At 44.6% G+C, this 26276-nt stretch carries 18 protein-coding genes; 9 read left to right on the forward strand and 9 right to left on the reverse strand.

Annotated elements, in window-relative coordinates; genetic code table 11:
* Window positions 1–5: 5 nt before the first annotated feature.
* Window positions 6–1622: a hypothetical protein gene (locus tag KFE98_07655; protein ID UTW64004.1), complete on the reverse strand. Its 1617-nt coding sequence runs from the start codon at window positions 1620–1622 to the stop codon at window positions 6–8.
* A gap of 127 nt (window positions 1623–1749) precedes the next feature.
* On the opposite strand from KFE98_07655, the gene KFE98_07660 reads away from it, so the two are divergent.
* Window positions 1750–3663 carry a tetratricopeptide repeat protein gene (locus tag KFE98_07660; GenBank protein ID UTW64005.1) on the forward strand — a complete coding sequence of 638 codons (1914 nt, stop codon included), beginning with the start codon at window positions 1750–1752 and terminating at the stop codon, window positions 3661–3663.
* Entirely contained in the window at window positions 3656–4297 is a 642-nt protein-coding gene (locus KFE98_07665; GenBank protein UTW64006.1) for a response regulator transcription factor, read from the forward strand. Before KFE98_07660 ends, KFE98_07665 begins: the two co-directional genes overlap by 8 nt.
* 294 nt (window positions 4298–4591) lie before the next feature.
* Here KFE98_07665 and KFE98_07670 read toward each other — a convergent pair whose 3' ends face one another.
* The 3 genes from KFE98_07670 to KFE98_07680 all read right to left on the reverse strand — a co-directional run bounded on the left by KFE98_07670 (window position 4592) and on the right by KFE98_07680 (window position 8342).
* Complete coding sequence (locus KFE98_07670) at window positions 4592–5470, reverse strand: T9SS type A sorting domain-containing protein (protein UTW64007.1); 879 nt, start codon at window positions 5468–5470, stop codon at window positions 4592–4594.
* A 188-nt stretch (window positions 5471–5658) separates the two neighbouring features.
* Window positions 5659–7509: a histidine kinase gene (locus KFE98_07675; protein ID UTW64008.1), complete on the reverse strand. Its 1851-nt coding sequence runs from the start codon at window positions 7507–7509 to the stop codon at window positions 5659–5661.
* Between the two features lie 62 nt (window positions 7510–7571).
* On the reverse strand, window positions 7572–8342 hold the full coding sequence (locus tag KFE98_07680; GenBank protein UTW64009.1) for a response regulator transcription factor: 771 nt from the start codon (window positions 8340–8342) through the stop codon (window positions 7572–7574).
* Between the two features lie 286 nt (window positions 8343–8628).
* Between KFE98_07680 and KFE98_07685 the strand changes: the two genes are divergently transcribed.
* The 6 genes from KFE98_07685 (at window position 8629) to KFE98_07710 (ending at window position 14618) form a co-directional block, all read left to right on the forward strand.
* Complete coding sequence (locus KFE98_07685) at window positions 8629–10479, forward strand: T9SS type A sorting domain-containing protein (protein UTW64010.1); 1851 nt, start codon at window positions 8629–8631, stop codon at window positions 10477–10479.
* Window positions 10480–10620: 141 nt separating this feature from the next.
* Window positions 10621–11265: a hypothetical protein gene (locus KFE98_07690; GenBank protein UTW64011.1), complete on the forward strand. Its 645-nt coding sequence runs from the start codon at window positions 10621–10623 to the stop codon at window positions 11263–11265.
* Window positions 11262–12182 carry a hypothetical protein gene (locus tag KFE98_07695; protein UTW64012.1) on the forward strand — a complete coding sequence of 307 codons (921 nt, stop codon included), beginning with the start codon at window positions 11262–11264 and terminating at the stop codon, window positions 12180–12182. Before KFE98_07690 ends, KFE98_07695 begins: the two co-directional genes overlap by 4 nt.
* 114 nt (window positions 12183–12296) lie before the next feature.
* Entirely contained in the window at window positions 12297–12926 is a 630-nt protein-coding gene (locus tag KFE98_07700; protein UTW64013.1) for an HAD family phosphatase, read from the forward strand.
* Window positions 12910–14019 (forward strand): S-methyl-5-thioribose-1-phosphate isomerase, encoded by a 1110-nt coding sequence (gene mtnA / locus KFE98_07705; protein UTW64014.1) that lies wholly within the window; start codon window positions 12910–12912, stop codon window positions 14017–14019. Before KFE98_07700 ends, mtnA begins: the two co-directional genes overlap by 17 nt.
* Window positions 14020–14024: 5 nt before the next feature.
* Window positions 14025–14618, forward strand: coding sequence for a class II aldolase/adducin family protein (locus KFE98_07710; GenBank protein UTW64663.1), 594 nt, complete (start codon window positions 14025–14027; stop codon window positions 14616–14618).
* An 8-nt stretch (window positions 14619–14626) separates the two neighbouring features.
* Here KFE98_07710 and mce read toward each other — a convergent pair whose 3' ends face one another.
* Window positions 14627–15034 carry a methylmalonyl-CoA epimerase gene (gene mce, locus KFE98_07715; GenBank protein ID UTW64015.1) on the reverse strand — a complete coding sequence of 136 codons (408 nt, stop codon included), beginning with the start codon at window positions 15032–15034 and terminating at the stop codon, window positions 14627–14629.
* A gap of 265 nt (window positions 15035–15299) precedes the next feature.
* On the opposite strand from mce, the gene KFE98_07720 reads away from it, so the two are divergent.
* Window positions 15300–18272, forward strand: coding sequence for a T9SS type A sorting domain-containing protein (locus tag KFE98_07720; protein UTW64016.1), 2973 nt, complete (start codon window positions 15300–15302; stop codon window positions 18270–18272).
* Window positions 18273–18312: 40 nt separating this feature from the next.
* Here the strand turns inward: KFE98_07720 and KFE98_07725 are convergent, their stop codons facing one another.
* The 4 genes from KFE98_07725 to KFE98_07740 form a co-directional block, all read right to left on the reverse strand.
* Entirely contained in the window at window positions 18313–19407 is a 1095-nt protein-coding gene (locus tag KFE98_07725; protein ID UTW64017.1) for an FAD-dependent oxidoreductase, read from the reverse strand.
* Window positions 19408–19484: 77 nt separating this feature from the next.
* Complete coding sequence (locus KFE98_07730; protein UTW64018.1) at window positions 19485–22748, reverse strand: lamin tail domain-containing protein; 3264 nt, start codon at window positions 22746–22748, stop codon at window positions 19485–19487.
* 75 nt (window positions 22749–22823) lie between these two features.
* Window positions 22824–23729 (reverse strand): lamin tail domain-containing protein, encoded by a 906-nt coding sequence (locus KFE98_07735; GenBank protein UTW64019.1) that lies wholly within the window; start codon window positions 23727–23729, stop codon window positions 22824–22826.
* A 23-nt stretch (window positions 23730–23752) separates the two neighbouring features.
* Window positions 23753–26275 carry a lamin tail domain-containing protein gene (locus KFE98_07740; protein ID UTW64020.1) on the reverse strand — a complete coding sequence of 841 codons (2523 nt, stop codon included), beginning with the start codon at window positions 26273–26275 and terminating at the stop codon, window positions 23753–23755.
* Window position 26276 lies beyond the last annotated feature (1 nt).

A 26276-nucleotide genomic window follows, 5' to 3' on the forward strand; every position in this document is an offset into this window, starting at 1 on the left:
TATCATTAAAGCTTTAAGTATTGAAGACCGCCGGTTGCTGGTAAATACAGCCCGTTGTTCTTATCCATTAAAAAATTATCACCGACCAACCATTCCTTAAATACGATGCGGTTACTCAGGGTTTTGGTCTGAAGGTTAACATGAATGATTTGAGCCACTGCTATGGTAAAGTCGAGGCGTTGAGTGGAATAAATCGTGTACCAGTCGTTGGGGCTATAGGAGTCAGAATGAACTCCCTTTTCAAATCCATCAACATTGGACCGTTCCATCCAGTAAAAACCGGTTTTGGTTTCTATCAATAGAGGTGGTAATTGATCGGAAAGTGTAAAGTCTTTTGGGTTTAACAAGCCTTCGGTCACATAACAGGCCAACAGATTTCCTTTCTTGTCGAGATGAACAATAAAATGGGACCGCCCTACTTCATTGGCATATTCTCTTCTGGCCGAACAAACAATCAGTAAATCACCGTTTTTGAGTTCTTTAATTTTCTCAATTTCGGCGTACTTGAATTTTTTGATTTTGGCTTTTTCTTTTGTCGGTACCTGCTGCTTTTCACTAAGATGTTCGTTAGTCAGGTTTACACATCGAAGCTCTTTTCCGGCCGAAACATACGATACTGAAAGGGCCACTTTCTTGCCTCCAAATGTTTCGTAAGTCGGTGCAATTACGCAGAGTTCTCCCCCAGAATTCTTATAGATAGTGGCAACGGGTTGCTTGTTTACCTTTCCTCCGGATTTATTGATGCTCAATGGAATTAGATGCTTCTTGTTGCCTAATTCATCCACTTGCAAAAGCTTGTATTGGTCTCCCGATGCTAACAAAATGGAACCTTCTTTTCCCTCTTTTAAAAAGGGGTTTTCGCCCAGTAGCATTTTCATACCTACGTCAATGGTGGTTTTATTTACCCATGTTTGATTGGGCACGTCGTAAACCCCGGATAAAAATTGATCAACACCTGCCACGGGAAGGACTCCCCCAATGTAGGCCAGGTCATTTCCAGAAATGTAGCGCCGGTATTTGGCAAAATTGAGGGTTTTACCAGCTTCGGTTGGAGGCAGAAGCAAGTAGTTGTTTCTATCAATGGCGGTTTCATTAATTGGATAAGCAACAAAACTCCAGAAGTTCTCTTCGAACTTAGTTGAACTGCTTTTTTGAAACTTATAACCACTCCAAACACCACTGGAGTGGTAGTTATCTTTAAAAGTGCCAAGAACCAACTTTGGGCTACCGGTAAATGTGCTGTTCTTTAAATAGGCTGCTTTATAATCCTTTAAATTTTGTTGTTCGGTGGTCAAAAAAGTGCTGTCTTGATTTACGCCAAGTTCGCGAATGGTTTCTTGGGTATAATCTTTAATCAAAACCTCTTTAACGTTCCCGTTTTGATCAAAATGAACTACTTCTAATTTCTCTTCGGTACTCTTTTTGGGAGTAAACCTATAGAGCTGAAAAATCGAGCCATCTTTACTGCTTTGATACAATCCAACCTTTTCGGCATTTCCTTTTTTTAGCTGCTTTTTTACAACCTTTTGGTGTTCAATTTCAACAACCTTATTTTCAATTTTTTGTGCGTGAAGCATTCCAATAGCCCCAAGCATAACTAGCGTTAATACTTTGTTTTTCATAGTGTTTAGATTTAAGGCAAAGTTGAAATCGAGCGGGCTGGATTTAGTCAGTACATATTGGTAAAACACTAAGTATTAATACTTACTTTGGTAGCAAAACGAAGATTTGCAGCGATATTCCATCCTCTTGATTTTATGGGTTGTTATGGGCAATGCGGCTTATTGCACCAACCTCGATAGTCTGTTGACCGAAGCCAAAAACGAGAAAAATAGTATTGAAAACCGGGTACTGTGTTACGACGAGTTGAGCTATCAAAATTCGGGTCAGAACCCAACTTTGGCCATAGAGTATAGCAACCTTGCTGTACAATTAGCAAGAACTTCCGACGACTCTTTATTGGTGGCCAAAGCACTCAATGGATTGAGTATTCCCTACATAAGTAGTGGGAAGTATTTTGAGGCAAAACGAGTTATCGGTGATGCTATTAGGGCAGATAGTTCAGACGTGAGTTTGAAGGGAAGGCTCCACAGTAAACTCGGACTTATCCTTCAGGAGCTATTGGAATTGGAAGAAGCGCTCCAACACCAAATTATTGCCCAAAAGGCCTTTGAACAAACCATGGACTCTGTTTCCCTTGCCCAAACCTATATTAACATTGGTAATTTGCTCACTGACAAAAAAGATTACCAAGGTGCCTTCGACAACTTTGAAAAGGCGGAACCCATTCTGGCAAAATACAATGCCACCCGACCACTAGGTAACTTGTATTATCATTTAGCTACTACGCTCAAGGCAATGGAAAAATTGGATCTATCCTTGGAGTATATTTCAAAGAGTGAAGAATATTATCGGACCTTAAATTCGAACTACGAAATTTCAACAGTATTGACCCAAAAGGGCTCTATTCAAAATAAGCTGAAACAATACGAAGAGTCCGCTGAGAGTTATTCGGAATCCATATCGTTATCAAAATCCGTAGGCGACAGCATAGGTATTGCATTAAACTACATAAACCTCGGTAATCTCTATCAATCACTTGATGACGAAGAAAAGAGCTATCAGAGTTTCCAAAAAGCAATCGATTATGGTCGAAATCAAGGAATTGATCTAAAGCTAACGAGTGCCTATAAGCACTTAACGCATTATGCCGTTTTGCAAGGAGATAAGAAGTTATCTAAGCTTTACCTGCATCGTTATGATTCGCTCACCAAGGCGCGGTACGATTTAGAAGAGTCTTCAAACCTTCAGGAATTGATGGAGAAATACAAAACCACCGAAAAAGAACTCACAATCAGCCAGCAAGACTTGCAAATTGAAAAACAAAACCAAGCCTTGGTCAATGAGAAGAATAAGAATTTAATGAGCGTTGGAGCGTTTCTTTTTGTTCTCCTAATTGGTGGAGTAGGGTTCGCATTTTATAGATGGAGGCAAAAACAGCGATTGGAATTGGCCATTGTAAATGAACAAAAGGCGGGCTTGAACAATATGCTGGAAGCCGTTGAGGAAGAAAAAAAGAGAATAAGCCAGGAACTACACGACGGTATTGGACAAGAAATGAGTTATTTAAAATTGGGATTTGACTCGCTCAATAAGTCCATTGAATCTTCCAGAAAAGAAGAAGCGACTAAGTATGCCAATCAGTTAAAAATAACGGCCAATGAGATAAGAACTATTTCACACCAGCTTATGCCCAGAGAACTGATGGATTCTAACCTACTTGAAGCAACTCAAAACCTCATGCAAAGTTTGTTTAAGGATCAGGCTATAGAATGGCAGATGGATCAACTGGGAATGGAAAAAATCATTCCCAAACAAATAGAGGTACATTGCTTTAGGATTATCCAGGAACTACTCACCAATTGCATAAAACACTCCCAGGCCAGCTCCGTATCTTTGCAATTGCTAAACCGAAAAAACAAATTGGTGGTTCATTACGAAGACAATGGTGTAGGATTTGACCCCAAGGCTGCTACAAACGGTATTGGAATGAAAAACATAAAGGATAGATTAAGCCTGTTGAATGCCGAGCTGGTGGTGGAGAATGACACCCCTAACCAAACCTCCATTCGGTTTACCATTGACCTAAACTTATATGCTTAAAGTAGTATTAGTTGACGACCATAAGTTGGTGACCGAGGGGTTTAAGAAGATTATCGACTCGAGCCCGGGTTTTGAAGTAATCGAAATCTTTAATAATCCCAAACAGGCGCTGATAAACATCCCCACTTTAGCACCGGATATAGTCGTTACCGATTTTGAAATGCCCGAAATAAATGGCATTGACTTTATTGATAGCCTGCGTCAATACTTACCCAATTTCAAATCAATTGTTTTAAGTATGCACTTGTCATCCAGCTTATTAAGCATGGTGAAGGAGCAAAACATTCAAGGCTATCTACCTAAAAGTACGGATGAGTTTGAGCTGATGCAATGTTTAGAAGCAGTTAAAGCGGGACGGAATTTTTATTCGCAGGAAGTGCTCAATAATACCTTGGCCGAAACCCATCAATTAAAGACTATTTCCGACAAAAACAAAAAGTACCAACTATCGAAAAGGGAACAAGAAATTCTGGAAAGGGTGGTTGATGGGCTGGGTACCAAACAAATTGCCGATCAACTCAACTTATCTCCACGCACGGTAGAAACCCATCGCAAAAACATCATGGAGAAACTGGATGTTAACAGTGTTGCAAGTTTAGTGCGGGTGGCTATTACAGAGGGTTTGATTCAATAAGGATCTCTGCATTCGCAGCATCATCTCACCATAGATTACCATCAAAAAAGCCCATCCACATGGAGCGAATGAGCCTTTTTGACTGGAGGAAAGCAAGTATGAGAGCGGTGGACTTACCCAGTCTTCCTCTTAGTACCGCCCTCATCCTCGCTCGGTTCTAACACAGGTTAGAACATCTTCGACCCACATCAATAACAAACAGTCAGAAATCACCGTACTACACAACTAAACAGCGCATCCTGAACAGGGGACTTGGCTTAAACGGAGATTTGTTGCGCTTGGGCCGAAAAAACTTTAGTTCTTAATAAACTTCAATGTTGCTGGTTGATGGTTGCTTGTTTGATAGTGAATAAAGTATACTCCATTGTCCCAAGAGCTGATGTCCAATTGCAGATCGGAGTTTTCTTCCGAGGTAAATACTTCCATTACCTGCCCGTCGATATAGCTGATGGTCACCTGAGCTGATTCAGCATTTCCATTGGAAATGGTGAGTTCGTTAGAAGCCGGGTTCGGGAAAATCGAAAGGGTAGGAGTGCTTTCTGTTTCCAATATGGCAACGTTGGTGCTGATGCGACTTCCGTATTTATAGTCAAAATCGAAATGGGCATTATTTCCGAAAAAACTCGGGTTTACCACCGCATAACATTTCATGGCCACGTACATATCCATGTCACGAATCTTAGCCACATATATAGCTCCTTCTTCAATCGTTTCAATGCTTAGGCTTGGAGTGCCGGCGTTGTATTCACTTTCAATGTCTCCCATATCCGTAATGGTGGCATAGTTGAAACCAGCAGATGCTTTTACCCACTTGGTCAATCCATTTCCGGTAATATCCCCATTCCACATGGTGCTGGCACCAGCAGTTACTCCAAAATCCAGCCCTGGAGGTACGGAAGGGCCATTGTGCTCGACCATATCGAGATTCTTTTCCTCACCATTTTGGTATTTACGGTTTATGGGGTCAAAACTGTCAAAGTAGTCATGCTTCACGAAGTCATAGCCCGATTGATGTCCGCTTACCGATCCGTCGGGATTCAACACATCATCGCTGTGGTGATCATAGAGTCTTTTTCCGGTTACCTCAGTCAGCTGCTGGGCCTGGGAATAGGCTCCCGTAAACAACAACCCAAAGAGTACAAATGCAGCGTTTAAGTTTACATGTAATTTCATAAGTATGTTCATTAATAGATTTGATTAATTGGCCCCGTTATTAGCTATGATCTTGTGGTCTACGCGGCGCCAATTGCGTAATTTGAGGTAAACATACTTTGGTGAAATCGAACGTTTTGTTCCGATTTGTACTTGAACACGTTCAATTGATATCTGGAAGCCTTGAATTTTTTTCGGCTTCGGCAATTTTAGTGGATTGGCAGCCAAATTTTGGCTCGTGTACCCGCTCCCGACCCCTCTTTATCGTACAGGTCGAAAATGGTGAACCGGAGTGAATCTTCCCCGTTTTGGTTGAATAGGTTCAATCGTTCTTTAATGTTGGAAAACGCTTGGGACTTATAGTGCTTTTGTTTGCGCTGTTTGATTTCCCTGGCTTTTTCACGGCCCACGCCATTATCTTCAATTCTACAGATGATTTGCTGATCCTTTAGGTTGAGCTCAATGCCTAAATGCCCCGGCCTTCCTTCCAGGTTGACTAACCCATGAACGATGGCGTTTTCGACAAAGGGTTGAATGATCATACTCGGAATCTCAAAGACTTCATTCTGCAGCTTTTCATCCATGGTTATGTCGTAGGAAAACTTGCCATTAAAGCGGGTAGATTCAATTTCAAGGTAGTTTTTTATCAGGTCTATTTCGTCTTCCAGAGGAACAAAGGTCAGGTTGGAATTCTCAAGCACACCCCTCAGGAGGCGGGCAAACTGAGAGAGGTATTCGTAGGCCTTTTCCGTTTCGCCGTTGAGTACAAAGTTTTGAGCTGTATTCACACAATTAAAGATGAAATGAGAATTCATCTGAGACCGCAAGGCGACCAGTTTGGTAGTAGCCAATGCTTCTTTTAATCCCGCTTCAGTAACTTTCTTTTTTTGATTTCTAAACCAGAAAACAGAAAGGCTAAGAAAGATGAATAGCAGGGAGATTATGACGGTGGCCAATACATAAAAGCGCATTTCAATAATCCGGTTCTCCTGCTCCAGGTTTTCTGCCAACGACTGAGCCAGCTTTTTTTCCGTTTCAGCGCTTTGGTACCGCTCTTCAATTTCTGCAATAGCCGAAGCATTTCTCGATTTGAACAAGCTGTCATGAGCATGGTTTCTTACCATCAAGGCATCGTAGCCGTCCTGGTATTGCCCCGATTTGTAGAGGGCCTTAGCAAGCAAGTCGTTGCCTTGAATGACCCGATCGCTTACTCCTAAGTAGGCCGCTTTTTTCAATCCTGTTTTCGTTTGATCGATGGCTTCGTCATATTTCCCAATGGCGATCAAATATTCAGCGTATTTGAAATGCAGAATATCTGGCATCTCAATAGGTGGATTTGGGGTATTAAAGTTTTCAAGACTCCGTTCAAAGTAGTATCCGGCGGAGTCCAGTTCACCCATTTCCAAAAAGGTGGATCCCAGGGTATTATTCGAATAGCCAACTTGTTTGTAGTCTTTTTGTTCGAGCCTGATTTTGAGCGCTTCTTTAAAGTGGTAGATGGCCGTGTCATATTGCTTCATGGGCCTGGCGATTACCCCCAGGTTTTGATGAATAGTGCCCATCCGGGCTATCCGGTTTTTGTCTTTAGCCTTTACCAACAGAGCCAAAGTGCGGTTGAAGTATATTTTCGATTCCTCGAGCCTGTCGAGCTCCATATTGATCAGCCCGAGAATGTTTAGGGTTTCGGCCATTACGTTGGCACTTCGACCTGGCTTTTCCAGAATTTCCAAGGCTTCATGAGCCTGTGTTAGGGCTTGCTCATAATCCAGTTTAATGAGAAGAAGCCAGGCTTTTTGAGTCTTGGCTTGGGCCAACCCGTCTTCATAGTTCGAGGCTTCACAATCTCGAATAACGTAGTCCACGGCCCACATGGCTGAATCGTAGGAATAGTCAGACATTAAGTCTGAATAAACAAGGCCGGTAAAAGACCGAACCTTAATATCGTCATCTAAGGTGAATACCTGCTTTAGGCTGTCCAACTGCTTCGGTCGGTTGCCTTCAGAATGCAACTGAATGAAGAGAAAAAAGAGAAACGGAAAAATTAATAAGGCTTTGCTCATGTCACAAATGAAACCGAAAAACAAAAATGGGGAAGAGGTAATTTGTAGTTAGCCCGGTTGAGTCAATAATCCGCTCGTTTTGAGCCTCCCAATGAAAGGAGTTCCAACAAACCGCCCTTTCTACTTTTCGATACGCTCAGCTCCCGGTCATCTTCCATAATTACAAATCCACCATCTGCTTTAATAAATTTCTTGATGTACCTCAAGTTGATTAGCGTAGCACTATGGCAACGGTAGAATCCATAATCGGTCAATACTTCCGAATAAAACTTGAGGTTTTTTGAAGTAGTGAGCTTGTGGCCATTTTGGAGGTGAAAATGGGTATAACTCCCGTCTGCCCGGCAGTAGAGAATGGTAGATACTTCCACAAATTCGAATCCATCGAAGGTAGGTAGGGTTATTTTGTGGTGCTCCTTTTGGTCGGTTAGAAAATTGGTGAACATCTGCTTCACTTTGCTTCCTTCTTGTTGAAGGGGGTTAAAGTTCTCCACCTTGCTCACAGCCTGTTTCAATTCGGTTGGATTTACGGGCTTAACGATGTAATCCAGGGCCGAGAATTTAATCGCTTTTAAAGCAAACTTTTCATGGGCCGTTACGAAGATCACATGAAAGTTGATTTCATCAAACAACTCGAGTAAGTCAAAACCACTGTAGGCACCCATGTCTATATCCAAGAATACCAGCTTGGGCTGTTGTTCAGTAATGATCGAATAGGCGGTATTCAAATCTGATGCGGTGCCTACGATGTCGATGTTATCGGTAAACGATTGGATTAACTTGGATAAGGTGTCAATACTCTTTTGCTCATCATCAACCAGGACCGTCTTAATCATGCTATAAAATTAAGGATTTGAAAGGCCGCTGTAAACAGGCAATTGACAAATTCAAGTTGGCCCATTGCTACTTGGCTCTTTGGGTTTTTGAGGAGAGATGGCAAGCCGAAGTTTATCCGGGAAGAATAAAGGAGAACGTTCCTCTGTGACCAATTTTGGCCCGCTCGCAAAAAGAACTCTACAAGAAACAAAAAAGAACCAGCAAGTCATGAAAAGATCGATGTTTTAGTGGGCTGAAATTCATCAATTTGAATCATTGTTTCACCTCATTAAATCCAAAATCAACATGAACAAAAAATTACAATTAGCCTTTCTGGTTTTCACGGCATTTTTGATCCAGACGACCGCTATCGCTCAATTTGGTCCACCTCAGGCCTATAAATTCCAAATTGACCACGTCTTCAACGGAATGCCCATTGCCTCCGAAAGGGTTCAGGTTACTTCAACTATTCAGGTGCCAGATGGATACTTAATATTAGGTAATATCGAAAGGCTCAATCCCAATGGGGATATGGCGAATAAAATAATCATGGCCCACGTAGATCACCACGGAGAAATTCCCAATTCGAACTTCTGGATAAAGGAGTACGGGGATGACGTAACCAATCAATTGGGGCATCAAATCATTCGGGATTACCTGGGTAATTATGTTGTTCTTGCTGAAGAGATGGACCAATATCTAACTCCGTCCAGAAGAATTTTACTTTATAACGTTGACCTGAGCGGGAATATCTCCAATGTTAAAACGTACAATTTTTTCAAGCCCGGTAATTTCGGTTATTGCTCGACCAGAGGGATTGAAATCATTCCTACTTTGGGACCCAATGGTCCGAGTGGATACGCGATCTGTGGAGCAAGGTTCGAATGCACTATTCAATCGGATTATCCATTTGTGATCAGACTGGACAATAATTTTAACCTCACCTGGCAAAAGATATATCCAGTAGCCAATGGTAAGTTCTTATCGATAGCCCAGCTTCATGGATTGGGGCAAAATTTTATTGCTGTTGGTACCAATGGAGATGGAATCATGGCAGAAATTGACTACGCTACGGGAAATTTGGTGGTCAATGCTAACATTAACAACTCGGGCAATCTGTACTCTACAGGCGTTCGTAGTTTTAACAAAGTAATTAGCACCTCAGATGGTGGTTTTGTTTTGGGCTCCTCCATTGGTTTGTATTCCACAAGTTCAGGAATTCCATCGGAAATCGGACTCCATAAATTTGATCAAACCAGAACCCGGGTTTGGTTTTCTGAATACGTCAACTTGAATTATAACAACAACGTATTGCTGGAAGATATCAAAGAGACATCACTGGGTTATGACGTGTTGCACTCTTCTGAAAACGGGTTGATTATGACACGTATCGATCCCTTAAATGGAGATCCAGTTTTTAGTAAAAAATTCACTACTGGCTCAACATCTTCCTCTTTTGCCAGATTTCCTGAAACCAGCGTGAATTATCAAAAAATTCATTTCTCTCCCGGATCGATAATCAATGAAGGAACGGCTTTTGCGGCTCATTTTTCTCATGTTACCAATTTAGGCGGCCATCCGAATACCAATGAGCGAAAGGAGTTTAGATTGATTAAGATGGACTCCCAGTTTGAGGCCGGATCGTCCAATTGCCAGCTTCCGGTGATCATTGCGAAAGATCCATTCTGTACACTTCAACTTTTTGGACCGTGCCGACAGCTTTATGCCAATTATGGTATGCTGGCAAGTATTTCTGAAGGTATGATAGCAAGTACAGTTCCTTGGGGTTTGTCTAACCTATCCGATACCACTCATTACCAATGTGCTGAAGTAGTTTACGAAGTATCTATTCCTGATGATCAGGATGATGGCGATGTGCAAACGCCTTTCTTTAAAACCACCACGGGTATTGATGCTACAGCCAACCAAGAGGTTGAATTTACCTTGAAAACCCTTCAAATCTCTGGCCTTTATGAATTGGAGTCGTCCGTGGAAATTGAGCGCGTTCAAGCACTCGATTTGAGTGGCAAAGTGGTTTTGGACAAAACCGATAGGGTTCAAGAAGTTGATCTGAGAGAATACCAAGGAGGAGTTTACTTGATTCGGGCCTTCATGAATTCCGGGGAAGTAATCACCTCAAAAGTGATTAAACAATAAGTGATTTTCTAAACGAACAAGGCAAATAGCGGCCTAGTAAATTGAAAAAGGAAGGAGTTTCACCGGGTTATGGTGGGACTCCTTTTTTGCTGATAGACGGAGGCAAAAGTTATTCTTTTCAGATTTCGATATCTTTGAAAGATGATCCTGCGAACCAATCCATCCATTTCCAATTTTTGGCTAATTGCCTGTCTTGGCGCAGTGATTGTATCTTGTTGCCCTCGGCAAAATGGCACCTGCCCATACCCCGAAGACATCGATTGGATGGCTCAAATGAGCGGCCAATTGGTTCGTTTTGAATCCACCGATGCGAATTGGGTAGAGCTGCAATTTGAGGCCGGTGACACCTTCGGTTATTCAGTCGATTCGGATTGTGCTAATACCCTGGTATCCGTTTCAGATTGTGGTTGCAATTGCGAGTCCAGCACAAGAATAGGTGGATCGGTAACTCGTTCGTCCAATAATTTTAAGGGCAGGCTGTATTTTACCTCGGCCATTGTTTCTGATTTGGACGATGAGCAGGAAACCGTTACCATGACTTACTCGGTATTCAATCAATACAGTACCTCCGAAAAAAGCTTGTTTGAAAATCCCTCTGTTGTACGTCCTTTTCTGGATGCTACTGTTGGGTGGGACCGGGAGAACGTTTCCTACAAAAACGTAGTAGAACTTAGTCATTCAAACCCCAGGGAATCGGATTACGTGGTCAAGTCCTTTTATACCCAATCAGATGGTATAGTTGGTTTTGAGATGAACACCGGAGAACTGTATTTACTCAGAAAATGAGAGCCCCCCTTTTCAATATCACCGGATTGCTTTTGGGAATTACCATGCTGTACTCCCAAGGTAGTGTTGGGCAAGAAAACCAACCCTTTTCAGACACCATATCCTTCCACTTGACCGATCATAACAACCTCTCTGTTCAAGCGGTAATTAATCAAAGGGATACGGTAGATCTCATGTTTCATACCGCTGCAGGAGATGTGACTTTAATCTCCGAAGTCATTGGAGATTTACCCTCCTTGGTTTGGCAAGAACCTCAGGCCGTGCATAGCTGGGGAGGTGCCAATGAAGCCCGGGTAAGCGTGAACAATGAAATGCACATTGGCCGGATTCAAACAGATAGTTTGACCATTTGGGAAACCCAGAGATCCGGACCTAAAACGGATGGTAAATTCGGACCCGACTTTTTCGGCGGAAGGATATTTGAAATGAATTACGATGACGAAGTCCTTCGGGTCTATTCCGCTCTTCCGACCCAGATGGAAGGTTACCAGAAACTGCCATTGGTCATTGAAAATGGATTGATGTTTATCGAGGCCACCGCACGGGTAGGTAAAAAGGAATACACCCATCGATTTTTGATTCATTCCGGTTATGGTGGCACCCTATTATTTGATGACGCTTTTGCCCAGGAAAGCCAATTGGGAGAGCAAATCGTCATCACCGATCAACAAGAGTTGAAGGATTCGTATGGCAATGTGATCAAAACGCAGAAGGGCCTACTCCCGAGTTTTAAATTGGGAGACCTGGAATTTCAAAACCTGCCAGTGGGCTTTTTTGAAGGCGCCTTGGGGCGGCAAAAAGTAAGCGTATTAGGCGGCGATTTGCTAAAGCGCTTAAACCTCATTTTTGACCTGGAAAATGAAACCATCTATATCGCGGCCAGTCATTGGAAAGGGACTCCACACTCGGGTTCTTAGTACGGTATTTATTCTTTAAACGAGAGCCGGTGTCCGGGTTTAGATCGTGTTACCTTTAGTTTAAATGAACGATGTTTCTTCCGATCCAGAGGAAGCTGACTATTTTTGTATCCCATGCCGGCACGAAGCGAAATAAAAAACATCATTTTTGACCTTGGCGGAGTCATTATCAATATTGACCCGGGTCTCACCCTGGAGCAGTTTCAAAAAGTTTATCCCGGAAATTTTCTCGATCGCTTTCGTCAACCCGACGTGCAGGAGATTCTTCACGGATTTGAAACCGGGAAATACGACGAGGCCAATTTTATCAAGGAGCTCCAAAAGGCTTTTGACTTTGAACTCGAAAAGGAAGAATTTATCCGGATTTGGAACCTAACGCTTCTGGATACGCCGCCCGAACGAATCAGTTTGATTCAGCAGTTGAGCAACGAATTTAGAGTGTTTCTCCTGAGCAACACCAATCCAACACACATGGAAGCTTACTTTGCTCAGATGGCCGAGGACCAAGAACTCTGGTTCCCCGATTTATTTGAAAAAGCCTATTTGTCCTACAACATGGGCCTACGGAAACCAGATCCCGAAATATTTAAAACCGTTCTCAAAGAGCAAGTTTTGCTACCCGAAGAAACCCTCTTTTTGGACGATACATTGGAACATATCGAATCGGCAAAATCGGTCGGAATCCATACCTGGCAGGTTACAGATAAGCCGATAACATCCCTACTTAATGATACTTGGAGGTAAACCCCGAAGAACGATTGGATTGCACCCCGATAATCCGAAAATCGTACAAACCTTTGATCAACGCCGATTTCCACACGAAACGGTTTTAACCGATTTGAAGAGTAGCAAAGATGCTGAATATGCGATAAAAGACATGTGGGTAAGAGGTGCACCTTTGATTGGAGCAACAGCCGCCTTTGGTGTCTATTTGGCGGGTTTGGAAGCCTTGGAAAACTCCGATCCAAAAGCCTATTTGGAAGAACGATTTGCCGCTCTGGAAGCGACGCGTCCCACGGCTGTGAACCTCCTTTGGGCGCTCAATGAGCAAAAGAAAAACCTTCAGGGTGATCTTTCCGGGGAAGAATTAATCGCGGCTTTCAGAAAAACCGCGGAACAAATCGTTGAAGACGACGTGGCCATTTGCAGCAACATTGGTGAACACGGTTTAAAGTTGATCCAGAAAATTGCCGATCAGAAACCGGGTGAGCCAGTTCGTGTTTTGACCCATTGCAATGCCGGTTGGTTGGCTTGCATCGATTGGGGAACGGCTACTGCTCCGGTATACAAAGCTCAATTGGCGGGTATCCCCATAGAGGTTTGGGTAGATGAAACCCGGCCGCGAAATCAAGGTGCCAACTTAACCGCATTTGAGTTGCAGCAGCAAGGCATCCCGTTTCAGGTAATTACAGACAATACGGGTGGTCACCTTATGCAGCATGGAATGGTTGACCTGGTAATTGTAGGTACAGATCGCACCACAAGGGATGGTGATGTGGCCAACAAAATTGGAACCTATTTAAAGGCCTTAGCTGCTTTTGATAACCATATTCCTTTTTATGTAGCTCTACCCTCCACGACCATCGACTGGACGATCAAGGATGGAGTGCAAGAAATTCCGATTGAAATGAGGTCGGAAGATGAGGTGCATTGGATTCACGGAAAGCGACCTGATGGAACCCTGGACAAGGTACGTGTTACTCCGGAAGGAAGCGCTGCGGCCAACTATGGCTTTGACGTTACCCCAGCCCGACTGGTCACCGGATTAATTACAGAGCGAGGAGTTTGTGAAGCCAGTGAAGCCGGATTACTTGAATTATTTCCAGAGCAGGTTTGAGTACAATAGACGAAGGATATATTAAGTTTCAACTCCATTGGGAGGAAGGAGCGGCACCGTCTCAAAATATTCAGGAGTTGATTCAATACCGCGATCAGCTCTATCAAAAGGGGTGGATAGGCTTCGATAAAGTCCATAAGGTAGGATTTGGCAACATTTCTCTTCGCTTGGATAGATCGGATCATTTTATCATTTCATCCACGCAAACGGGCCATTTTAAGCAGACTCAACCCGAGCATTATTGCGAAGTTCTCAAATGTGACATTCCGGCCAATACCGTTTGGTGCCTGGGTCCACTTCGAGCGTCTTCAGAGAGCATGAGTCATGCCGCGGTTTATTCCTGTTCTGAAAAGATTGGGGCCATTATCCACATTCACCAGCACGAACTCTGGATGCGAAGCAAGCATCAAATTCCCACTACGTCTGATGAAGTTGCCTACGGAACCCCTGAAATGGCTTACGAAATTCAACGACTCTACCGGGAAACCTCCTTGCCGCAAGATGGCGTTCTGGCCATGGCCGGACACGAAGATGGCATCATTTCCTTCGGAGAAGATTTGGCCGAAGCCTATCGAAATTTAGAGCGGATATCGCTGTAAGGCTTGATTTAAGCCCTTTCCTGGCAAAGTTCCAGTAGAATGCCATTGGCACTCTTTGGGTGGATAAAGGCAATCAGTTTGTTATCTGCCCCTTCCTTGGGCTGTTCGTTGATGAAGATGAAGCCTTCTCCTCTAAGGCGCTCCATTTCGGCATGAATATCATCCACCAAAATCGCCATGTGATGAATGCCTTCCCGGTTCTTTTCCAGGTATTTGCCAATGGCACTGCTTTCATCCAAAGACTCCAAAAGCTCCAATTTAGACTCGCCCAATTGATAGAAGATGGTGTTTACCTGCTCACTCGCCACCGTTTCTTCCTTGTCTGCCTGATTTCCAAGCAACTTTTCAAATACTTCTTTGGAACGTTGAGCGTCTTTTACAGCGATACCTAAATGTTCAATTTTCAACAGGGCCATAGCAATCGTGGATTTGACGGCGAAATTAACCATTTCCGGTTCCTTAAGGGTTATTGGGCTTCAATCAAAAAAGGGGAAGCTTCGCTAAAGAAATAAGGAGACTGCCTAAAAACCGGAATGAACTGGCTTGCCAAAGAACTAATTTCAGTCTCTCTCTTTCCGAAATCTCTTGATGAAGAGAAGAGGAGGGAAAGCTCTTCGTCCCTGTTTTGGGCCCTACAAATAGGACGAAGAAGTATCACTATCAACACTTAAATCAATGACAATGAAAAAATTTATGTACGCAGCGCCTTTATGCCTGCTGATTCTGTTGGGCTCCATAGCGAGTGCACAGAGCTACATTTCGGGAGTGATCAACCGATACACTCCTGTATCCAACATCAACGTGGACTATTGTTCCACAGAAATTGAAGTCAACGATGCCTCCTTGTTTCGTTCAGGTGATCGTGTATTAATTATTCAGATGAAGGGAGCCACGATCAATTCGACTTCCTCATCGGGAACAACCTACGGCGATATCACGTCTTACAATGATGCCGGTAACTACGAATTTGCAACGGTCAATTACGTGGCAGGCAATTCGGTATTTCTGAATGAGGCCTTAATCCGAAATTACGACCCAAGTTCTTTGGTGCAGCTTATCACCGTGCCGCAGTACAACGACGTGGTGGTTAGTGGGGTTCTTACTGCCTATGGCTGGGACGGTAGCATGGGTGGTGTTTTGGTATTTGAAGCTACCGGAACGGTTTCCATGCAAGCCGATATCGATGTTTCTGGATTGGGTTTTCGTGGTGGTAATCCATCTCTCAATGGCGCTCCGTCTGGAACCAACTTTCCTTATTTCGCAGCACCTACTACCTATGCTGGAGAAAAGGGGGAAAGCATCAACATGACCATTGCCGGGCAAGAAGCCGGATTGGGCAAACAAGCCAATGGTGGTGGAGGTGGAAATACCGTGAACTCTGGTGGTGCTGGTGGTAGTAACTACGGCACGGGAGGAAACGGTGGAAACACAACAGCTAACAATCCGTACGGCGGTGTTGGTGGAGCTCCTATGAGCACGGCTATTTTGAACAATGAAAAAATCTTCCTCGGTGGAGGTGGTGGCGGAGGCCAGCAAAACAACAACTTGTCTAACCCAGGTGCCAACGGTGGTGGTATCGTTCTGTTTAAGGCTTGTCAAGTTGTCTCTTCCGACGATTATGTGATTCGCTCCAATGGAAGTCGTGCCTTGGATGTGAGTGCGGGTCCTTCTTCAGGCTATTACTACATTGATGGAGCCGGTGGCGGTGGTGCCGCTGGTACAGTAGCTATTGGAGTGGATAATCCGGACATGAGCTCCGTAAACATCGAAGTAATCGGTGGTGGCGGTGGAAATGCAGGAAACTGGTTGAGCCGCGCTCACGGCCCTGGTGGCGGTGGATCTGGTGGTGCCTTTTTAACGAATCAGGCTGTAGTGGTGAATACGCTAAACATGGCTGGCGGAAATGCCGGAATCGTGGTGATGAACAACTCTCCGATTCAAACTCCTGCACCTAATGGAAATTACAACGCAACCAATGGAACTATTGGTGGTACCTGGGACCGCTGGAAGTGTCCGGAAGCAGAAACATGTGTGGAAGATGTGATCAATGATTATACAGCTGTCGCCTCTATTTGGATTCAGGATTGCTACACCTACTTGGATGTGGCCAATGCTTCTGCTTACCGAGTAGGTGACCGGGTTTTGATCATTCAGATGAAAGGAGCCTCGATTAACAGCACCTCTACTTCTTCTGCTACTTATGGAGACATTACCTCATACAACGATGCGGGTAACTATGAATTTGCAGATGTATATGCGGTGAGCGGAAATACCATTGTGCTCAATGGCCTTTTAACAAGATCTTATACTCCTTCAGGACTGGTGCAGTTAGTAAGGGTTCCGGTATATGGAAGTGTGAAAATTGTAGGTGATATCAACGCGGTATCCTGGAATGGAAACACGGGTGGAGTTGTTGCATTAGAAGCAAGATACCGAACCTTCTTTGCTGCCGATATCAATGTATCTGGCCAAGGGTTTAAAGGCGGTGCCGTTTCTACTAATGGTGCTCCTGCCAATACCGGATTCCCTTATTTCGCTTCTCCAACAAACTATGCCGGAGATAAAGGCGAAAGCATCAATCTGTTCATTACCGGCCAGGAAGCTGGAATGGGTAAACAAGCCAACGGTGGTGGTGGCGGAAACACCCAAAATGCCGGTGGAGCCGGTGGTGGCCATTACGGAACGGGTGGAACAGGTGGAAAAACCACAGGAAACAATGCCTACGGTGGTGTTGGTGGTGCTCCGCTTGCTACCGGAATCCTATCCTTCAACAAAGCCTTCCTCGGAGGCGGTGGTGGCGGTGGCCATCAGAACAACAACGTTTCTACTCCTGGTGTAGAAGGTGGAGGAATGGTATTCCTTAAGTCTTGTTTTGTACTGGGTAACGGCCAGAGCATTATCGGAAATGGTAATACTGCTGCTGATGCTAATGGAAGCACACCTCACGGATACGGTATCGATGGTGCCGGCGGTGGTGGTGCCGGTGGCCAGGTATTGATCGACGTAGACAACGGAAATTTGAGCAGCCTAAACGTTTTGGTTAATGGTGGTGATGGAGGTGACTGTGGAAACTGGACCTCTTCTACCTCTCATGGCCCAGGTGGCGGTGGAGCTGCCGGAGCTGTTCTTTCTAACGTTACCCTGTCAGGGGTTACCTATGGTCTAAATGGTGGTGCTGCAGGAATTGTTCGAAACAAATCTTCCTGGGCCCCTCATGCCTTAGGTAATTGGGGAGCAACAGCCGGAACTGCTGGTTCCTATATCACTGGATGGGAATGCCCAGAGGTAGAGGTATGTGATGCTTGTGCTTCGCCAAAAGGTGGACCGGAAAGATCATCCGATGCGGTGATGACCGTGGTTGAAACCGGTGAAAATGGCAAACAAGTATCCGGAGCAAAGACTCAGGACGACGATTACCACTTGTATCCAAACCCAAGTACTGGGTTGATCAATTTGGTGAGCGAAACGGCTGAAGATAGAGATTTGCAAGTTCGGGTGTTTAGCACCTCAGGTCAACTGGTATACCAAGTGGTTAAATCTGGAAGCGGGTTGGTGAGTCTCGACTTAAGCGAAGTTCCTGTGGGAATTTACGTAGTTGAACTATCCACAGCAGAAGGTTATCTGCAAACCGAAAGAATCAGTATTGAACGATAGAAGTCGGTAAGGGCCCCCAATATAGAGACCCGTCTTTGGATTAATTTCCAGAGGCGGGTTTTTGGTTTTTCTCCCAATGGTGTTCGTAGCGTTTTAAGTCCACATCCGGATCCAATTCTGATTTTCCCAGCAGGTAGTCCACCATATGTTCGGAATAGTAAGGAGCCAGCATTACCCCTTTGGAACCCAAACCATTAAAAGTGTAGAGTCCTTTTTGTTTAGGGTGCTCCCCAATTAATGGGCGTCGATCGCCCACGGTGGGCCTTAAGCCCGATTGTTGGTCGATTACTTCGTAAGGCAATTGAACTACGCCTTCTAATTTTTCCAGGAGTTCCTGGCGGCCTTTCTCAGACAGGTCGTAACTGGAATTACCCCATTCATAGGTCGCTCCCACTCGAAACAGATCATCGCCTAAGGGCAGGATAAAGAATCCTTTATTGAGGACTCCATCTGTTTTCAATCCTGGAATTTTTACCGTAAGAACATCACCTTTGGTTGCTCCCAGGGGTAGATAGCTAAACCAGTTTTCGTTTTTGGCCAGGTGGCCGTCGCAAAGAATAACCTTTTGACCCTGGATAGTCTTACCATCGGTTAGGCTCAATTCAAATCCCTCGGTATTGGCTTGTAGATCTTGTATCTCCCCTGTTACCAAAAGACTCTTTTCAAGAAAATAGGCTTGAAGGGTTTGTAAAAGCAAGGGTAGGTTTACACGTCCAGCCTGCTTCACTCTCCCAGCTCCAAAAGAACACTCCGCTGATTCTACAAAACCAGCAGGGAGGAGGTCCTTATCCATAAAAGCATCAAATCCGGGTTCGGTGCATCGAGCCGCCCAGTTATTGGCCTCTTCATGAGAATGGAAGAGCTTGTAGATGGGAAGATCCTGGTGAACCTCTACCCCAAATTCGGATTCAATTTGGCCGAAGAATTTCCTTAAGTAGGGAACCAATTTCTTAGCCTGAAAGGAGAGATTGAATTTTCGAAAAACAACAGGATTATAGAGACCCGCTGCCACGAGCGATGAAGATCTTTCCAGTTGGTTGTCCACCAACAAAAAATCCATGTTTTGTGCCTCCATTTGCCGAGCGATGCAACTGCCAGCCAAGCCTTGTCCAACGATTATCCATTCTGCCTTCATACGGGAAACAAAGGAATAAAAAAACCGCCCTCCGGATGACCGAAGAGCGGTTTCAATTTATTGGAATTGTTCAGTCCTTATTTTACAATCAGACGAACAGCTTCGTATTCATCAGTCAAGATTAGGTAGATACCTGTGTCAAGACCGCTAATATCGATTGTGTTAGAGTCATTAGAACGCAATACTGGCTGACCGAGCAAGTTGTTGATCACAACGTTTACGGTTTTGTTCAGCATCAAAGTTCCAGTGTTGTTAGGGTTAGGGTAAGCAACCAATGCTTGAGACTTTCCGTTCAATTCATTTACTCCGTCAGGGCCAGTAGCCGTAGAATCGGTAGTAAAGGATTCAGGACCGGTCCACTCAGAGCAGTGCAAGTCGCATACTTCAAAAATCCATACTTCGTAAGTAGTGTTTTCTGTCAAACCAGTAATGGAGTAGTTAGTAGAAGTTAAGCCCATAGCTGAATCTACTGGAGTTCCATTTTGGTACCAACGGATATCCCACTCAGAACCACCACCTGAAGTCCAGCTGATAGCGGCAGTAGTTTTGCCAGCGCTGTCTACAGTGATTGCAGTTGGAGTACCACATACAGAAGTATCAAAGTCCAGGTGAGAACGTGGATTGATTTGGTAACCATCGAAGTAAGGAGAACTTGCGTCAAACTGGTTTCCAACACCCATTACGCTAAACATTCCAGAAGGAGGGTTTGGCATAGAATCCTGGATGAATACGTCCTTGTCTATACGCATAGTCAAAGTATCGTTGTCCATAGTAACGATGTTCACGTTAGCGTTGCTTCCAGCCGCAGGCCATTCAGAAGGATCAGCCAACTTAACGTTACAGATAGAAATCCACTCGCTTTCGGTGTCTTCATCCAACTCGTCAGCGTCCCAAGGACCTTCGATCATTTTGCCAGTAGCCAACACCTGAATAGAGTCAGCAATCATTTCGGTCAATCCGTTGTAGAATCCAACAGAACCCCAAACCATGATTGAGTCACCTTCTTCAACTACGTAGTTACTTACATCGTTGAAGTTGAAAACGTTGATTCCAGCAGTTCCATCTTGAATCCAGAAGCTAATTCCGTTGTTTCCATCAAAGTCAGGCGTAAATACAGTACCTACAATACGACAATCAACGTTGTTTGAATCAGGCTCTCCGTTAGCGTCAACGGTGCGCAGAACGTCAATTGGGTACAATGGAAGTGGCTTAGGAGCAGCCAAAGTAGTAAAGGTGAAAGGACCAACTTGGTTACTCAAACCGATGGTTGCACAGCTATCCTGTACATAGAAGTCGTAAGCGGTGTTTGGAGTCAAACCACTCAACAGGTGAGGGTTTGTGATGGAGTGAACACGAGTTCCTGTTCCAGGAGTAAATCCTTGAGTTCCCCATTCGATCATCCATTCGTTAGATCCACCAGTTGTCCAGGTCAACTCAGCAGAAACATCGCTGATGTTAGTCGCACCCAAAGCGCTTGGATCGTTACAAGTAGCCGCTGGATGAGGCTTAATGTCCTTCGTAAATTGAGGAATAATTTGGTATCCGTCAAAGTAAGGAGAGCTAAAGTCAAACTGACCGCCAATACCACAAACGTCGAATCTACCTACCGGAGCAGCAACGCTGTCATCGATGTAAGTATCCTTGTCGATACGCATAGTTAAAGTATCACCAGCCAAGGTGCGAATTTGAACGTTGGAGTTGCTTCCGGTTGCAGGCCACTGATTGGCGTCTACCAATTCTACGCTGTCAATACGGATCACACGAGATTCAGTAGACTCACCCAAGGCAGAAACCTTCATTGGAGTATCTGGCATTTTCATGCTGTCCAAAACGTTCATTGAGTCAGGAGAGAATTGAGTCAATCCGTTATACTGAGAAATACTTCCCCAAGCTTCAACTGAATCACCTTGACGTACGGTATAGGCAGGAGTAAATCCACCACCTTTAAATACACCGATTCCACCAGAAGCATCAGTAATGGTGAAGGTGTTGCTGCTGGAAGAAGTTCCGCTTAAGTCAACACCGTGTACAATACCTGTAATACGGCATTTAACATTCAATGAATCTGTTTCTCCGTTAACATCAACAGTGGTTACCGTTCCAATAGGATAAGTAGGAAGAGCTGCTGGTGGGGGAGGAGGTGCAGTAGTGTGAGGAATTATGTGTCCTTTTACCTGAGGAACCAATTGGTATCCTTCATCGTAAGGAGAGCTGAAGTCAAACTGACCACCAAACCCGATTACGTCAAACATTCCAACTGGAGCAACAGTAACACTGTCATCAACCAAGGTGTTGCGATCAACACGCATGGTGAAAGTATCCAACTTGGTAGAAGCAACAGTCATGTTTGCACTGCTTCCTGGAGAAGGCCATGAACCACCGATAATGGTTACCGAGTCTACACGGATCAACTCTGCTTCGTAGGTTTCATTAGGCTCAGCAACCAACATAGGCATACGAGCTGCTTTTCCAGTAGCCAACACGTTCATGGAGTCAGCGTTCAACTGGATCAATCCGTTGAAATGACCAACAGTTCCGTAAACTTCGACAGAGTCACCTTCAGTTACAGTATAAGAAGGGGTGAAGCCACCAGATTTACGAACTACGATACCGTTTCCATCGTTCAAGTGGAACTGGGTAGCGCTGCTTCCTCCAATATCAATACCCTGTACGATACCTACCAAACGACACTCTACATTGTTGGAGTCAACTACTCCAAGTGGATCGCTTGAGGTTACTGTACCAATTGGGTAAGTAGGAATAGAAGCGGGAGGAGGAGGAGTACTGGTACATCCAGCATCTCTGGTTCCAGGAGAACCGTAAACCTGCTTGCTGTTTACAATTTTTCCGGTTACAAGGGTCGTAGAAGCTGACCAGTTTGCACCATTGGTGTTATCAGCTGTAGAGTCACACAACACCAAAGAAGCACCACCACCATCAGGGCTGGTAGGCCATGGAGAAACATCGTCGTAGCGAAGTGAATCCACCAAGACACCTGTGCTGGTCTTAAGTGCGATAGGCTCACCACCGTTTGACAATCCACCTGAAGACCACTGACGAGCAGCAACTCCATAAACATTCATAATAGCAACTGAATCAACGGCAATTACTAAGTAAGCTCCCGATGCCAGGTTAATGGATGGGAAGGTATAAACAACACCGGAGGTAAACTGGTAACCGTTCAAGTTAACAGTAGATGATCCGGTATTCAGAATTTCAATGAATTCGGTTGAATCCGATCCCGATTCGGGAGGATTGTAACTGATTTCGGTGATCACGATTTGGGCCATTCCAGAAAGGCTCAAAGCAAGCACCGTTAACAGAGTAAATAGCTTTTTCATTTGACTAAACAATTTTTTGCAAAAGTATACAGTTGCAAATGTCGTATTGTTAACTGTATATTAGGATATATAAAATTAAAATTTTACCGCTAACACGCAGGTTTTTTTCACGCGTTCGGTATGGCCATCGGGGTCGACCAGTTCAATAAAGAAGATATAGATACCTGTGCTGGCCTTTTGACCGTCGTCATTATCGCCATTCCAAGTGATAGTTCCCTGAACGCCAAGAAGTTGATTGTTGGCTAAATCGCGGATCAATCGGCCTTCAGTATCGTAGACCTGAACTTGGGCTACAAAGCCATCTTTGTTTAGGTTGTAGTTCAAATGGACTACATCATCAAATCCATCGTTATCCGGAGAAAAAGTTTCGGGTTCCACTGTGAATTGATTGCTAAAATCTCTGGCGGGCAAAAATTGTGAGTTCTCCAAACCTGGAGTCCCGTATCCAACACTTTGTGCGGCGCTGTTCCAATTGCCCATATCCTGGGTGGGTAAATCGTAATCTACTCGCTCCAAAGCCACACCGTCCGGATCGCGGATCAAGGCATTGTGCATATCACTGGTGTAATCAAATCGATCAATCTGAACGGCGGTATCGTTAAGCACTACTACAGCCCCGGCATCGTTGGACATGGTAGGAAGGCTTGCAAGCTGGATAAAGGCCTTCTCGTCATGTGTTGGATAAATCCTCTTGATTTCGGCATTATCCTTATTAATTAGCACAAAAGCTCCGGGAAATAGAGGATAAGGAGTTTCGGAAATGATTTTGCAACCATCCAGGGTGTCTTTTACATAGTCGAACTCACAGAGCTGCCAATTCTGTAAATCCAAAATTTTCTTAGAACGATTATAAAGCTCGACATAATCCGAACTTGCTCCCGATTGAGGGTCAAAGAGCACTTCATTAATTACCAAGTCACCACTTTCCGCAGTTTCAGCCAAGCCCAGCTCTACGGTTAAGTCAGTTGCTGTATTTCCCACACAATCATGAATTCCATTGATGGTCAGGGTATAAACCTGCTGAGGGTTAAGGCGCTGTGGAGGGTGATTTCTAATGTCTTTCGGTCGGTAAAGTACAGGGAGTCCATCAAAATTCGAGGCGAGGCCTTGATTTGAATGTCATCTAGGTCGGTCGTAGATACGGCTTCATTAAATTGAATAAAAAGTCTTTTCTCTTCAATGGCTCCGCCTCGTACAATTTCGGGCGCCGTTTCATCCGGATTGCTGGTTCTAATAGAGTTGACCTTTCCCGGAGTTCCACCTTCTTCGTCAATGCTGGCACGCCAGTTATTGGCTTCGCCACATGGGTTGGCATCGTCGACCATTTCGAGCGTCCATCCGCCGTCTTTTTTTGATTCATCACCGTACCACTCAGAGCTGTAACTCACTTCATGAATGGTAAGATTTCCACGGGCAAGCACAAGATCGTCTCCTGAATTGTTAAGCGAAGGCCAGTCTTTTAACCCGACGGTTTCACCATAAGAACGGTATTCGGAAACGGCGGCTTCATCGCAAAGGATGAGGTAACCTTTAGGAAGAATAGTTAGACCATCAAGCGATGCAGAGGTGCTTGGGTCTGAAATGGTGCAGGAGATCAGATTGATAAGTTTATCGGTAGTATTATACAATTCGATAAACTCGTATTCAGGTAAGGATGATTTACTCTCGTCCGGATCGGGATACAACTCATGGATTACGATGTCGTAGCTACCTGGCAGGGCACCACGGCCAAAGGCAACACTATCGGAGGTAATAAGGTTCCCGTAGCAATCGGTTGCTCCAGATATGGAGAGGTAATTAACCACTCCCACTTCCAAGCTGGTAAAAAGCTTGACCCGGGCACTTTGTGAGGGGTTACTTGGCACCAAGACCTGTATAACGCTATTGTTGTTGGGTGTAAGGTGGTAAGTTGCATTAATCAGGCTTGCACTGTCCATGGGCCCGGAAAAACTGAGCTGTAATTCATAGGGTAGAGTAACTTGAACTGAGGTGATAACGGGCCGCGTTGTGGGAGGAACGGTGTCGTACACGCTATTTTTTCTACCGGGAGTACCGCCATCCACATCATTTGATCCACTCCAATTGGCAGATCCACCGCCACATGGATTATTGGGGTGTATGAGCTCTAAAGTAAAACCTCCATCTTCCTTATCCGGGTCGCCATACCAGGAGTCCGTATAGGCTACCTCATCTATGGTTACCCCATTTTTGTCGGCCAGGGTAAGAACGTCACCCGAGTTGTTGAGTGACGGGAAATTCGTTACTGCAATCACTTTTCCATAAGGAGCAAAAAGGCTTGAGTCACTACTGGAGCAGAGAATGACGTATTCGTTAGGATCGAGGATGTAGTTTCCAATGGTGGCCGTTTTACTTGGGTCGGAGAAAGTGACGTCTTGGAGGTTAAAGGTTTTTCCAGTCAGATTGAGTAACTCTACAAATTCTTTTTCGGGCAATGCAACTGGCGGTGAGGGATCGGCAAAAATTTCATTGATCACAACGTCTCCTGGAGTCAATGGATCATAAGTAATCCAGGTAAAAGGCTCTTGATGGGTACCCATCACATTTCCGTTGCGATCAGCTACACCACTAATGATGATTTGATGTTGTACCCCCGACGGAAAAGAGGATGCAAATTGCAGGTGAACCAGCGAAGAATCGGTCGCATCGATTTGCGCGGAACTGGGGTTCCCAATTCCTAAGGTGACCTGATAATTGTTTACGGATTGTGCTGTTGTCGGATCTACATTTTCTGAAAATACCACATCGATGGCTTGGTCCGAAAGCAACTGAATGGCTTGTACAACAGGCTTTGTCGTATCCTGGTAATAGGAACCGGTGACGTTGACACTATCAAAAAAGAACAATTCGGATCGGGTGGTAGTATAGCGGCAGTAGAATCCAAAATACTCGGAAAGCAGGTGATCGTTGTCAAAAACAGTTCCCTGTGAAACATATCCGCTACGCGTGGATGAGGTGTCTACCAGCAACTCCCAGTTGCCTGCACTATCCCGGGTCACCTTAATCCACCCTGATGGAGCGAAAGCTGCGAGGCTATCCTTTCCGTCAATGATTTTTGTGTTGGTTGATCCCGATCTTTTATAAAGACTAAAATCATCAGCGGAGCCACCCACACCTCCTAATCTAACGTAATAGCCATCAGGTGAGCTGCTGAGGTCTTGCTTTTGTGCGCCCAGATAGGCCAGGGCATAATTGTTACTAGAAGGAGCAAAATCCAACCGAAATTTAAACTCCCAGGAGGCTTTGTAAATGGCTTTGCTTGGTGTGACCAGGTAGGCCGGACTTGATTTAGAGGTATCAAAAAGTTGAAGCTCCATGGCCGTATTTACCCGAAACTTCGCCGTGTCACCCACCCAAGTTGGATTGTTGGTAAAATCACCGTCCCGAAAATCGTCCTGCACTTGGCTGATTCCAGAAAATGAGATAAGGAGTAAAACCCCAAACAGAAGGATGCGTGTTAGGCTCATGCTATTGATTCGCACAAAGGTAACTATTCGTACTTTTGCCACG

It is taken from the genome of bacterium SCSIO 12741 (genome assembly GCA_024398055.1).
GTDB lineage: Bacteria > Bacteroidota > Bacteroidia > Flavobacteriales_G > Salibacteraceae > SCSIO-12741.

Bases quoted from the DNA above. Each gene is read 5' to 3' on its own strand.
- KFE98_07655 (UTW64004.1), bottom strand. From the start codon at position 1,622: ATGAAAAACAAAGTATTAACGCTAGTTATGCTTGGGGCTATTGGAATG.
- KFE98_07665 (UTW64006.1), top strand. From the start codon at position 3,656: ATGCTTAAAGTAGTATTAGTTGACGACCATAAGTTGGTGACCGAGGGG.
- KFE98_07670 (UTW64007.1), bottom strand. From the start codon at position 5,470: ATGAAATTACATGTAAACTTAAACGCTGCATTTGTACTCTTTGGGTTG.
- KFE98_07675 (UTW64008.1), bottom strand. From the start codon at position 7,509: ATGAGCAAAGCCTTATTAATTTTTCCGTTTCTCTTTTTTCTCTTCATT.
- KFE98_07680 (UTW64009.1), bottom strand. From the start codon at position 8,342: ATGATTAAGACGGTCCTGGTTGATGATGAGCAAAAGAGTATTGACACC.
- KFE98_07685 (UTW64010.1), top strand. From the start codon at position 8,629: ATGAACAAAAAATTACAATTAGCCTTTCTGGTTTTCACGGCATTTTTG.
- KFE98_07690 (UTW64011.1), top strand. From the start codon at position 10,621: ATGATCCTGCGAACCAATCCATCCATTTCCAATTTTTGGCTAATTGCC.
- KFE98_07695 (UTW64012.1), top strand. From the start codon at position 11,262: ATGAGAGCCCCCCTTTTCAATATCACCGGATTGCTTTTGGGAATTACC.
- KFE98_07700 (UTW64013.1), top strand. From the start codon at position 12,297: ATGCCGGCACGAAGCGAAATAAAAAACATCATTTTTGACCTTGGCGGA.
- mtnA (UTW64014.1), top strand. From the start codon at position 12,910: ATGATACTTGGAGGTAAACCCCGAAGAACGATTGGATTGCACCCCGAT.
- mce (UTW64015.1), bottom strand. From the start codon at position 15,034: ATGGCCCTGTTGAAAATTGAACATTTAGGTATCGCTGTAAAAGACGCT.
- KFE98_07720 (UTW64016.1), top strand. From the start codon at position 15,300: ATGAAAAAATTTATGTACGCAGCGCCTTTATGCCTGCTGATTCTGTTG.
- KFE98_07725 (UTW64017.1), bottom strand. From the start codon at position 19,407: ATGAAGGCAGAATGGATAATCGTTGGACAAGGCTTGGCTGGCAGTTGC.
- KFE98_07730 (UTW64018.1), bottom strand. From the start codon at position 22,748: ATGAAAAAGCTATTTACTCTGTTAACGGTGCTTGCTTTGAGCCTTTCT.